The organism is Halobacillus sp. Marseille-Q1614 (assembly GCF_902809865.1).
GTDB lineage: Bacteria > Bacillota > Bacilli > Bacillales > Halobacillaceae > Halobacillus_A.
Map to the genome: position 1 here is coordinate 3352241 of NZ_CADDWH010000001.1, position 12081 is coordinate 3364321.

Here is a 12081-nt window from a genome sequence, read left to right on the forward strand (position 1 = left end):
ATCGTTATTATTTTCCTAAGGAGGTTTAAAATGGAATACTTTACTGCTGAGAAAGTAAACGAGTTATTAAAAATGGATGAAACGATTCGCTCCATTGAAAAATTCTACCTCGATGATAATTCAGGCGATATTGTCATGCCTGACCGCATGCACATCGAGGACGGCGGCAATACGAGCCTGCTGATGCCTTCTTATTTTGGTGATTACTATGCGACGAAGCTTGTCGGGGTAGCGCCAAAAAACACGGAGCTTAACAAGCCGACGATTCATGGGCTGATGGTTCTCTACAGCCGTCAAACGATGGAGCCGCTGTTTATGTGTGATGCGGTACCGATTACGGCCCTTAGAACAGGCGCGCTTGGCGGGCTGGGTATGAAATATTTAGCTAAAGAGAATGCTTCTTCACTCGGCATCATTGGAGCAGGAACTCAAGGGTGGAGCCACCTGCAGTCGGCATGTGCCGTGCGGCCGATTGAAACGGTGAAGGTGTACAACCGCAGCCAGGACAAGCTGGAGAATTTTATAAAGGAAGCCCGTGAATCCTTCCCGAACCTACATATTGAAAAAGCTTCACTTAAGGAATTAGTTCTCACCTCAGATATTATCGTCACCACGACCACTTCAGAAACTCCGGTACTTCCCGAACTTGATGCTTCCAGCTATAAAGGAAAGCTGATTGCAGGCGTCGGTTCATTCCGCCCGTCGATGCAGGAGATTCCTGACCACGTGTTGTCTGAAGCGGATGAAGTATATGTTGACGCTCCAAGTGCTTTCCGTGAATCAGGGGATATGATTAGGGCGAAAGAACTCGGCGTTGATCCGGATCAGACGCTTTCCCTTAAAGATATCATTGAACGTAAACATCAACCGCAGCATCCAGAAGATCAATCTATTATTTTCAAATCCGTCGGTGCTGCCATTTTTGACCTAGTAGTAACAAAAGCTTTATATGAAAAATTAGACACGAGAGGATGAATCCATGTGAAGCAAATGACGAAAGCGAAGTGGAAGGACCCGGGGATCATCATGGTCATTGCGCTTCTGTTGATTTCAGGAGTCGTCTGGCTTTGGTGGCCGACTGAGGTATATTGGCTGGGCATTTCTCTGGCTGGGTGGCTGATGTTTTTCTGCTTTTTTATCTGGCTGCTGTTAACGGTTATTTACGTGATTTGGATCGAAAAAATCGAAAAACGATCGGAGCTGTAGACGATGAAAGGAATGGAAACCTCGATATTAGCAATCTACTTAATTTTTATGACCATCATCGGCATCTATTTTGCCAAGAGAGCACACTCCTCGGAAGATGACTACTGGACGGCAGGACGAAATATTAATAGTTTCGTAGGTTCATTCGCTTTATTCGCGGCTGTTGCCAGCTCGAGCTCCTTAATGGGAGCCGTTGGGTCCGGTGTGGCGCTTGGTCTTCCATTCTTATTTGCTTACGGATTTGGCGCTGTCGCTATTCCATCCTTCGCTCTCTTTCTTATCGCCGGGCAGATTCGCCGTTCAGGCGTAAAAACGATGCCGGAATTTTTCAAAATACGCTTTGGAAAACCGGTTCAGATTGTAGCTGCCGTTATCGTAGTACTTAGTATGACGTTCTACATGGTGCCGCAGCTCACAGCCTCAGGCTTAATCGGTTCTTACGTGCTGGGCATTGAATACACAACCGCTGTCATTTTCCTTGGCATAGGATTTACCCTGTATGCTGCTTTAGGAGGCATGTGGGCGATTACATATACCGATCTGATCCAGGGAGCAGTGATGGTGATAGGGATGCTCGTACTTTCCATTATTATACTGGTTGATCACGAAGGGGTAGGTACGTTAATACAGGATGCCCTTGCGGCTGACCCTGCTTTTGGTGAAGTTACACAGCCGTGGATGTCTTACTTTGGGTTGTTTATTGCCTTCCTATGGTTTGGTGTCGTATCACCATCGGCTGTTATGCGTAATTTTGCTTCACGTGATGCAAAAACAGCCCGCCGCTCAGCGCTTGGCGCCTGTATTTTGTATCTCTGTGTCTTTATTTTTGGTGCGATCATTGCTTCTGCCGGAGCTAGCCTGGGCATTATTGATTCACTGAGTAATCAGGATATGATTTTTATTTCTGTCATTGAGCATTACATGCCTCCGATTCTTGCTGGTCTGATGCTGGCTGGATTATTAGCGGCTATTATGTCCTCAGCTGACGCGATGCTGCTGGCTGTATCTGCTGGGGTGGCCCACGACTTGTACAAAGGGTACATTAATAAGAACGCTTCGGAAAAATCGATTACCCGTCTCGGATTTGTCGTTATGATCTTAGCAAGTCTTGTAGGTATTTATTTTGCAATTGATCCACCGCAGCTTATCGCAATTATGGTAGGCTGGGTCAGCGGTGCCATGCTTTCTGCCTTTGGTTTTCCGATGGTTCTTGGCATCTGGTGGAAACGAGCCAACATGGCCGGGGCCCTGGCCGGCATGATTGGAGGCTCGATTGCCTTTATCATCATGGCAGCCCTTCCATTTGCTTTAGTTGCTGAACCAATCGTAGCGGCACCTGTGTCCGCGGTCCTTATGATTGTCGTCAGCCTGCTGACCGCTCCGCCATCCGAAGAAATGCAGCGTGAAGTGGACCGTTATCACACCCATATTGAGTCATAAAGGATGAAATCCATGGACACATTGAAGCAGAATAACCTCCGCCTGATTGGTTCAGGCGGGGAGATAACCGAAAACGAAGTGCCTAAAATCATTTACAAAAACCTTGGCGTACAGTTGAAAATGAACCGACACATCGATGCTGCCTATTTGAAAGACCACATAACGAACACGAAGCGACTGTATCACCCGATGTGGGTAGCCAAGCTGCTCGTCATCGCCGACCGCAAACCTTTTCCTCCCAGAAAAAAACCGAACATGGTATTTGTCGACGCTGTCTCCGGCTACCGCGGTCTTTTTCCAAGCGTACCGCCGATGAAGGAAGCTGAAGCAGGAAGCGGAGAAATCGTCCCTGTACAATTAACAAAGCAGCAAGTCGAGGAAACTTACATCATCGACATCCAGCAAAAGCAAATCAACCGCAGCTATGTGTTAAAGAAGCCACGGTATGAGCTGAAAGACTTGTTTCTTACATACCTCCCGCTTTGGAAAGTGAGCGTGGATTCCAGCTACCTGACAAAAGAGTTTGTCATTAACGCGAATACCGGGGAGTCAGAGGAATATATGAGTAAGTTATGGAAGAGCGGAGAATGGCGGTTGTAGGCAAAATATAGTTTACTACCCTGTCTTTTAAGAGGCAGGGTATTTATTTTGTGAAAAGCATACACAAAGTTAAACGAATTGGAAGGTTGGAAGTTAACAAGTAAGCGGAATAAAAAGAACTTGATAGTCATTGTACATAAGGACCAAGCGTCTCAAGCAAAAAACTCTTACTCTTAATAATTCGCCTTGACTTTAGTCTAAGTACATTTCCTTAACAAGTGAATACGATATTTTTATAAAACTGAAGGGATGGAGAAACATGTACTATGTTCCTAATATGTATCCTTATCAAACCCCATATTATGTGAATGCCCCAATGTATAACTATGAAAGACCGTCTGGATACTGGACTTTTCCTAATCAGATACAGTATGCAGCCGGATTGGATTCTTTTCGCACATACAACGATGATGAAAGGATTTTGTTGAAGGATTACGGGCCAAATCCATTTGTCGTTAATATTAATGAAGTAACGAAGCAAAACAATACGTATCGTACGGCTTTATGGACGGGATCACATTTACAAGTTACTTTAATGAGTCTTAATGTCGGAGAAGAAATCGGTTTAGAAATACACCCTGACGTTGATCAATTCTTACGTATTGAAGAAGGACAGGGGATTGTTCAGATGGGCAAGAATAAAGATGATTTAAATTTTGAAAGAAATGTCTATGATGATTCTGCAATAATGATACCTGCTGGAACATGGCATAATGTAACCAATACAGGCAATATTCCACTAAAACTTTACTCGATTTATGCTCCTCCTAACCATCCGTCGGGCACGGTTCATGTGACCAAAGCAGATGCAATGGCTGCGGAAGAAGGCAACGGTCATAGCCAAGGAAATACCGTTGTTTCCGGCAGGACTCCAGATGAATGGGTACAGTACACGGAATTTTTGGTAAATGAAGGATTACAAGATGTTAAAAGAGGAATAAATGCTTTACACATCCTTCAAGAATTTATTCTAATGGGAGTCCTCGTAGGGAAAGGGTATTCTCCTGAAAGCGCATATGAAACAGTAGAAGAATGGGAACGTACAGGAGAATCCAAACTTCTTCAGCAAAGCAAAAATATGTAGAAGCAGAGTAAAAACATATAGTTAAGAGAAAGAAACATTTCAAAAAATGTTAAGGGTTTTGTCAGATTGACAAACCCCTTTTATTTCTGCATATACACATCAAATGAAAGGGTAAATGCACAATCTAAAAGTATTGGGATGGGCCTATTGTTCTGAAAATAGTGCTTTAGTTGAATAAAATAGGCTGTTCCCCCGTTCAAAGAAAATCTGTCACTTTAATTGCCGCCTTAAACGCGAAGTACACACCAAGACTTATTAAGACCAGGCTAGCCATTACTGTGATCAGCTTCAATGCTCCTGGCTTCAGCAGTGTTTTACTAAAATGAACGGTGAGGGCAAGGTTTAAATTCCATAGACCGATACCGATAAAGATAGCACTGCTAATGTAGAAGGCTCTTAGGATGTCTTCGTCCTGCAGGGAATCACTGAGCACCGATCCGTAAATGCCCAGCCAGAATAAGATATTTAAAGGATTGAACGCAGCTATCGATAATCCGGTAAGATAGGGGCGAATCAACCCGGTGCTTAAGCGGTCCCCTCTATGATCGGATGAATCCACTATAGGTTCTGTTCTATTGATAAAACTTTGAATCCCGGTATAGGTTAAAACGAGGGCCCCCAATACTAATAAGATAAGCTGGACCCAGTTTAAGGTCAGGTATTCGGAGAGTCCTCGATACATAAAGTACATTAAAGCGAGATCAGCCGTCATGCCGCCTGCTCCAACAAGTAAAGAAGGCCAGAACCCTTGATAAATCCCTCTTCTAATGATTTCGATATTGATTGGTCCGATGGGTGCTGCAATGGATAAGCCGAGTACAATCTGCCTGATTAAAAGAAAGAACATGCCTTAAGCCTCCCGCGTTTAAAGAAGTTTGTCCTTATATTTAATGAAGGGACAAGGTAAATTAGAAGTAAAAAAAGAAGGAACTTTCCATTTTTAAATGGAGTCCCTTCTTTTCGTTACTAGGAAACCACTTGCTTACGTGATTCCTGCGCTGCATATTTAGGCTTAAAGTAAATAATACTTGCGATGAATAAGGTTAAAGCATTACTAAAGATAAACAATCCGACGATGCCCGTCTGGTGAAGCGGCTCGTAAAAAAATACATTTACCACTAAAAGTACACCAGCAGCAATCGCAGTGACAGGTCCTTTTAGGGAAGCGGCTCTGTTGATTTTCCATTGGCCGATATTGAGAACGACCGTAAACAAGACCATTGTCAGGACATTAACACTCATGCCGACCCATACCGGGTGAATGTTGAGGTAGAAGTCTGTCGGGCTCCAGTTGCTTAAATTGTACCAGATCAACCCGGCGGCGAATCCTCCAAACAGCGAGCTGACAACGGCTCTTTTGGTAACGAGCGGCCAGAATAGGGCAGCTACAACGGGTGCGAATGTAGCTGAGTTTCTCATCGTCCAGGCGAGCACATTCCACCAGGCTGACTGCTCTGTTCTTAAGAAACCGAAGACGATCATCAAGCCTGTTAGAATCAGCAGCGACCATTTGGTATAGGTAATGAGCTTCTCTGGAGAGGCACCTGGAAATACGGCACTTCCGACGTCTTTTCCTAAGCTTGTCGCTCCTGAGAACTGGCAAGGAGCTCCCCAGCCGAGGGCACATGCCCAGATTCCAAGGAAAAATAGTCCGACTAACGGAGCGGGCAGCACCTCCATGAAATATTGCGGCAGGGCAACCAATCCTAAGCTTGCATCAGGTACGACGACAGATGCTGCTAAACCAAATAACACACCTAAGACGATAAAAGGAATTCCCATGAATGAGGCGGCAATTAGTCCTTTTCTGCCTTCTTCAGGAGTTCTGCAGGATAATGCCATTTGAAAAGCAGCCTGCGCGAGAATTACATTAACTAGAAAAGTCGCGAACCAGACGAGAATAACCTGAAGTCCTGCTCCTCCCCAGTCAAACATTTGCGGGCGGTCTAAAGCGAGCTGCTGCAGGCCTGCGATCCCTGGATTAATGAAAAATGCCGCAGTTCCAATAATGAACATGATCGCAAAGACGATGGAATTCATCGTCTGTGTAAAGGCTACCGACCACATACCGCCGGCTTGTAGATATACAAATAGTAAAAGAGCTGTAAACGCGACAGAAAGAGATAAAGAAATTCCGGTAAACACGTGAAATGCTGAGGCAAACGCAATTGCCGTGGCTACCGACCACATTGGAAAGGCGATCGCCGTAATCGTACCCGCCAGTCCTTTAGCCGTCCGTCCGAAGTTGTCGCCAATTAAACCAGAAATTGTAACAATAAGCTTTTTGCGAAACGATTTAATCATCAGCAAGGCGATGATCAGGACTTGGACCGTTTCTGCTACTCCATACCATATGGCAGAGATTCCGGTCAGATAGGAGAGCTCGACAATCGAAATGTAAGTAGAACCTGAGAATAAACCAGTGATACAAAATGCTACGGTCCACCAGCGAAACGTACGCCCTCCAACGAAATATTGCTCTCCCCGGCTTGCCTTTCGCTTGGCTAAGTTCCCGACAATAATTAAAGCCAGCGTGTAAAGCAGCGCGAATAATATCATCCATATTCCATATGATGTCATGATTGCACCTCCTTATTGATCTCCCAAATAAGTTCAATCTCAATACCAGCATCTTTAAACAAATTGAATGCAGGGCAGCGTTTTTTAACTAAATAGATTAAATGATGGGCGTCGATTTCCACTTCAGCAAATGTAACTTCTACTTTTAAAGTAACCTGCTGGAAGTGCGGGCTTACGTCAGCCGTTCCCAGCAATCCTTCACGGTCGACCGTCCCTATGGATGAAGAGGTCAGGTGCTCTATCGTAAGGGCGTTTTCTTTTGCGACCATTTCAATTACGATCATTAAACAGCCGTTAAACGAGCCGAGGATGTATTCCATTGGCGTCATTGCCTGATTTAAGCCGCCCAGCTTCTCTGGCTCATCGATCAGGAAATCGAAATCCCGAATATAATGCTTGTTTTGGAATTGATTCGTGCGCGTACTTTCTGCCTTAATTGAACGTATTGACGACTTGGTTTGTGTTTCACTTGCCATACAAAATCCCTCCATTTTTGATAAATAAAAAAGCCTTCTATTTTCCTGAATGAAAAATAGAAGGCTTGGATATTTAGGTCCCGGCTCTTATCTTTCAGACAGAAAAATGTCTGCTGGAGTTAGCACCTTGTTTATAAAAAACAGGTTGCCGCGGGATCAAAGGACCAGATTCCTCCACCGCTCTTGATAAGAAAATTATGAAATTACTGAACATTGTATGGCTTCATCTAAGGAATGTCAATGGAAAATCATAGTAAATAAGTCGGTTTTGTCATGTGAAGAAGGAAATTGCGAGACTCCTTGGACGCCAGTTCGGGACCCAAAGAGAAGCGGGGAGGCTCGACGGATCCCCGCGGAAAGCAAGTGATTTCCCTGCCCCCTTTCGCCTAACCCAATCCCTTTAATGGCTGTCTTTTAATAGTTGATCAATAGTTATTCTCACGTCCCTTAAAATAGTGTCCCACTTTCCCTTTAAAGGTGCGCTCAATCCTATATGAAACTTAATCTCAAAAGGCTCTATACCAATAAGGAAACCCTTAAGCGTATCTCTTTGCAGGTAGAGAGACTGAAACAAATGTATGTTATGCGGCGAGATATCGAGAGGACGCTGTTCATGTAAGTTGTTAATCGGGAAGATGGAAAGTTCTCCAGGTTCTTTTCCTGCCCGGACGGTATCTAAAATAATCATATAGGAGGCCTGTTCAATTTGCTGGAGACAGTAGTCAATGTCTGATTCGCCGATTAGATAAGAGATATTTTCCGGATGTTTCTGCTTCGCCAGTTCTTCTGTGAGATAAATTCCAATTCCATCATCCATCATGAGCTGATTGCCAATTCCAAGTACGATTACTTTTTCCATTAAAACACCTGAATGGTTTTGACTACGCGCCCCGGGCTGTAAACGTGTGTCGCGCAGGACATACATGGATCAAATGAACGGAGGATCCTTCCGATTTCTGCCGGCTGGTCAGGGTTTTGAATCGGCGTACCCAATAAGGCTCTTTCGGCTACGCCGGCGAAGCCTTTATCATCTCTAGTAGAGAAATCCCAGGTGGAGGGGGTGATAATCTGATAGAAAGATAATTTCTTATTATCTATTTTAAGCCAATGTCCTAAGGCGCCCCGCGTTGTATCTGTTAATCCCCGGCCTGATGCTTTTTTAGGGACTTCATATTGTTTCTGCAGCTCTACATTAGGAAGCACTTCTTTAAGTAACGTCCTCATAATTTCTGTGATTTTTTTAGCTTCAAGAGCCCGGGCAATCGTGCGGTCCATGGCAGAAATACCAAGTTTTTGCTCTCCTGATAAAATGAGCCGTGCCAGCGGCCCCACTTCAAAGGGGAGTCCGTCATATCTTGGAGCTTTTACAAAGGAATAGCCTTTTTCTTTGTCCATATCGGGTTTAGGGGTCAGCTCGTCTGGCTTGTACGTATTTTCTATTGCTGTATACCAGGAATAATCTATCTTTTCTTCTATTTTATTTTCATCAAAAGGCTGCACAGTATTCCCGCTGAATACGAGCGGATTTACATACAGGGTCCCAAGATCTTTATAATTGTCAAAAGCCCCATAGGTTAATAGATTTCCATATCCTCCTCCTAAACGGAAATAGTCAGGGTAATAGTAAGCAATCTCGTAAACGTCGGGGATCATTTTTTCATCAATAAATCCCGCGATATGCTGCAGTATGGAATCAATATGAACAATTTTTTCACTGTTGGCTTTCGTTGTAATCCCGCCGATAAAAACGCCGTGGTTGTGAGGAGCTTTTCCGCCTAGTACAGCGAGCATCTGGTGAGCGGAACGACTGATGGCAAGGGAATCAAAGTAATTTTGAGAGATTCGGCTATTGACAGATTGGGGCAGACGGTAATCGTCGTGGTCTGCTTCAACAATCGTAACCTTATCAATCTTTACGAAGTCGGGAACGGTATATTGATAGAAATGGCGGATATGATTTTGCAGAAACTCACAGCAGTGGATGATATCTCTCAAATATCTTCCTTGCTCTAATGGTTGTACATTTAAAGCATCTTCAAGTGCCAGAGAGGAGGCCATCGAGTGGGCGGCCGAGCATATTCCGCAGATGCGCTGAGTGAAATAGACGGCATCAAAAGGCTTTCGCCCGACCATCATTTCTTCAAAGCCCCGAAAAAGATTCCCTTTTGTCCTGGCATCAACGACGGTATTGTTTTCAATCGTGAAGTCAATCTCCATAAACCCGCTGATCCTCGTCAGCGGGTTTATAATAATTTTTTTACTCATCCTTTACCACCCTTGTCGTGTCAAAGCTAATAAACGGTTCCATCTGATCTGGAAAACCAAATGTGGCACAGCCGATACATGGCGTGTCATCACCAATCGGCCAATTGACATGGCCGTTCCACTGCCTTGTCGGGCAGTCGGTTCTCGTTACAGGCCCGCGGCAGCCAAGCTTAAATAAACAGGTTTTATCACTGAGTTTTTCCGCAAAGATGCCGCGGTCAAAGAACGGCCGTCGCGGACATCTGTCGTGAATCAGTGTGCTGTAAAACATGAGCGGGCGGTTTAAATTATCCATTTCCGGCTCGCCGTATAGAAGAAGGTGGGCCAGCGTGCCTAAGAACCAGTCAGGGTGTACAGGGCAGCCTGGAAGCATAATGATTTTTTTATGGGGGAGTACTTCTTTTAACCCGACAGACTGTGACGGATTGGGCTTCGCAGCCGATACACCGCCGTGTGTGGCACAGGCTCCGACAGCTAGGATGTGAGATGCTTTTTCCCCGAACATCTTTGCGGCCTCAAGACCGGTAAGCGGCTTCCCCTTCCAGCGGCCGATCACATTATATAAGCCGTTATTTCTTAAAGCCACAGCACCTTCTACCGCTAAAATAAAATCATCATCCAGCGTATTCATCAGCTTTTCAATGGCCTGCTCACCTTCAGCAGCCATGATGCTGTTTTGATAACGAAGGTCCACCATGGAAGTTAACGTATATTCAAAGTCAGGATTTTCCCCATTTAAAAGTGAAATTATATTTCCCGAACAGCCATTCAGCTCAAGGTACACTAACTTCTTTTTCTTAATCAGATCCTTATTCACGCTTCTTACAACCGTGCTTGATAATCTTTTGGCAATCGCTTCATTGGTTAACGACTCTGGAGGTAAAACTCTCTCTTCCATTTACACAAGCCTCCCTACAACTGGCATTGTGGCTAAGATCGCCTGCTGACCGGCATGACAGGAAGCAAATTCATTTGTATAGTCCTTACCGGAAACTAAGCCAAAATGAGTGGCTGCTGCCCAGGCTCTGTTGTTCGTTACATCGTACACGAGGCCGTTGACCGCAACATAAGCGGGCCTGCCATTCTTTCCGTCAAATGTTGCTAATTGCTCAACAGTGAATGTTCTTTGTTCAGGAGCAGGGGCCGCTTCGTTTTGGGGTGCTGGTGTAACAGGGTGCTGAGCTGTTGCACCATTTGCAAACGCCGGCTGAGGAGGGAGGGGGCTTGCCAGCAGCTCACTTAAAAAGTGAATGGAACTCAAGCTGTCCCAAAGCCTCTGAAAGGTCTGGGCGTTTTCTGGTGTATGACTGACATTAGCCAGCATTGAAACATCGTAGCGCGTTTGTGTAATGAGGTGATTAATTTCCTGACGAATCATCTGGGTGTTATTCATGTTGTCCTCTCCTTAAAAAAAGGATCAAATTCAGCAGATTCTCGGCAAAAGCATCCCTGAAAGCCGGTAAAGACGTCTCGTTGTCCCAATCGGTGTACATATCGTTAACTTGCCTTGGGCTTCCCCGCCTGCAGTGACACGGCCGATAACTTGAGCATCTTTTCCTAATTCACTGCTGTGCAGAGTATCCAGGACTTGCTGCTTTGATGCAGCATCGACAATAAGGATGACCTTTCCTTCGTTTGCCAGATAAAGAGGGTCAAAGCCTAAAATGTCGCAGGCCCCATGGACTTCATCTCGTATGGGTATCGAAAGCTCATCTAATTCTATCGTGCAGTTAAACTCTTCACACAGCTCGACAAGGGTGGTAGCCAGCCCGCCGCGTGTCGGATCTCTCATCATTTTAATACCTTCCGTATCTCCCATCAGCTGGCTGATCAGGTGATTGAGGGATGCACAGTCGCTTTTCACTTCGTTTAGCAAACCGAGCTCCTGGCGGGCGCTGATGATCGAAACTCCGTGATCCCCAATCGTTCCGCTAATGATTACCGCGTCTCCTTCCTTAATCGTTTCAGGCTCTAAGGGTTGAACGACTATTCCGATCCCTGTCGTATTAATAAATAATCCGTCCACACTGCCTTTTTCAACGACTTTCGTATCTCCGGCTGCAATTCTGACTCCGGCACGTGCTGCTTCTGCAGCCATACTTTTTACTACTTTTTTTAAGTCAGGCAGCGGAAAGCCTTCTTCTAAAATAAACCCTGCGGTAAGGACTTCCGGACGAGCGCCGGATACAGCTAAGTCGTTAATAGTCCCTGTAACCGCGAGTTTTCCTATATCACCACCGGGAAAGAAAATAGGTTTGACTACAAAACTGTCGGTCGTTACAGCTATATTTTCAAGAGGGCCTTTTAAAATCGCGGAATCCAACCGGGTTTGCTCCTGATGGCCAAACGACTCTATAAACAGGTTCTGGATGAGCTGGTGGGTTAACTCACCGCCTTCTCCATGGGCTAAGCTGATTCTCCGGACCACAT

13 protein-coding genes and 1 riboswitch are annotated in these 12081 nt (G+C 45.1%); of the genes, 5 read left to right on the forward strand and 8 right to left on the reverse strand.

Features of this window, described 5'->3' with window-relative positions:
* The first annotated feature begins 30 nt into the window (after nt 1-30).
* The 5 genes from HUS26_RS16875 (at nt 31) to HUS26_RS16895 (ending at nt 4330) form a co-directional block, all read left to right on the forward strand.
* Entirely contained in the window at nt 31-975 is a 945-nt protein-coding gene (locus HUS26_RS16875) for an ornithine cyclodeaminase family protein (RefSeq protein ID WP_173918207.1), read from the forward strand.
* Between the two features lie 15 nt (nt 976-990).
* A complete protein-coding gene (locus HUS26_RS16880; RefSeq protein ID WP_173918888.1) occupies nt 991-1206 on the forward strand; it encodes a hypothetical protein in 216 nt (71 codons plus the stop codon).
* A 3-nt stretch (nt 1207-1209) separates the two neighbouring features.
* A complete protein-coding gene (locus HUS26_RS16885) occupies nt 1210-2646 on the forward strand; it encodes a sodium:solute symporter (RefSeq protein ID WP_173918208.1) in 1437 nt (478 codons plus the stop codon).
* Between the two features lie 12 nt (nt 2647-2658).
* Entirely contained in the window at nt 2659-3246 is a 588-nt protein-coding gene (locus HUS26_RS16890) for a hypothetical protein (protein WP_173918209.1), read from the forward strand.
* 259 nt (nt 3247-3505) lie between these two features.
* The gene (locus tag HUS26_RS16895) at nt 3506-4330 is read left to right on the forward strand and encodes a cupin domain-containing protein (protein ID WP_173918210.1); all 825 of its coding nucleotides are present in this window, start codon (nt 3506-3508) and stop codon (nt 4328-4330) included.
* Between the two features lie 196 nt (nt 4331-4526).
* Here the strand turns inward: HUS26_RS16895 and HUS26_RS16900 are convergent, their stop codons facing one another.
* From HUS26_RS16900 to hypE, 8 genes are all read right to left on the reverse strand, one after another.
* Nucleotides 4527-5177, reverse strand: a complete 651-nt coding sequence (locus HUS26_RS16900; protein ID WP_173918211.1) for a LysE family transporter — start codon at nt 5175-5177, stop codon at nt 4527-4529.
* A 119-nt stretch (nt 5178-5296) separates the two neighbouring features.
* Nucleotides 5297-6910: a sodium:solute symporter gene (locus HUS26_RS16905; RefSeq protein ID WP_173918212.1), complete on the reverse strand. Its 1614-nt coding sequence runs from the start codon at nt 6908-6910 to the stop codon at nt 5297-5299.
* A complete protein-coding gene (locus HUS26_RS16910; protein ID WP_173918213.1) occupies nt 6907-7386 on the reverse strand; it encodes an OsmC family protein in 480 nt (159 codons plus the stop codon). The genes HUS26_RS16905 and HUS26_RS16910 overlap by 4 nt, the downstream gene beginning before the upstream one ends.
* Before the next feature lie 84 nt (nt 7387-7470).
* A riboswitch (SAM riboswitch) is annotated at nt 7471-7579 on the reverse strand.
* A 207-nt stretch (nt 7580-7786) separates the two neighbouring features.
* Nucleotides 7787-8245, reverse strand: a complete 459-nt coding sequence (locus HUS26_RS16915) for a hydrogenase maturation protease (RefSeq protein WP_173918214.1) — start codon at nt 8243-8245, stop codon at nt 7787-7789.
* The gene (locus HUS26_RS16920; RefSeq protein ID WP_173918215.1) at nt 8245-9651 is read right to left on the reverse strand and encodes a nickel-dependent hydrogenase large subunit; all 1407 of its coding nucleotides are present in this window, start codon (nt 9649-9651) and stop codon (nt 8245-8247) included. The genes HUS26_RS16915 and HUS26_RS16920 overlap by 1 nt, the downstream gene beginning before the upstream one ends.
* Entirely contained in the window at nt 9644-10549 is a 906-nt protein-coding gene (locus tag HUS26_RS16925; protein WP_173918216.1) for a hydrogenase small subunit, read from the reverse strand. The genes HUS26_RS16920 and HUS26_RS16925 overlap by 8 nt, the downstream gene beginning before the upstream one ends.
* Nucleotides 10550-11044 (reverse strand): cytochrome b5 domain-containing protein, encoded by a 495-nt coding sequence (locus HUS26_RS16930; RefSeq protein WP_173918217.1) that lies wholly within the window; start codon nt 11042-11044, stop codon nt 10550-10552. It lies immediately after the preceding gene.
* A gap of 30 nt (nt 11045-11074) precedes the next feature.
* Complete coding sequence (gene hypE, locus HUS26_RS16935) at nt 11075-12079, reverse strand: hydrogenase expression/formation protein HypE (protein ID WP_173918218.1); 1005 nt, start codon at nt 12077-12079, stop codon at nt 11075-11077.
* Between the last annotated feature and the right edge of the window lie 2 nt (nt 12080-12081).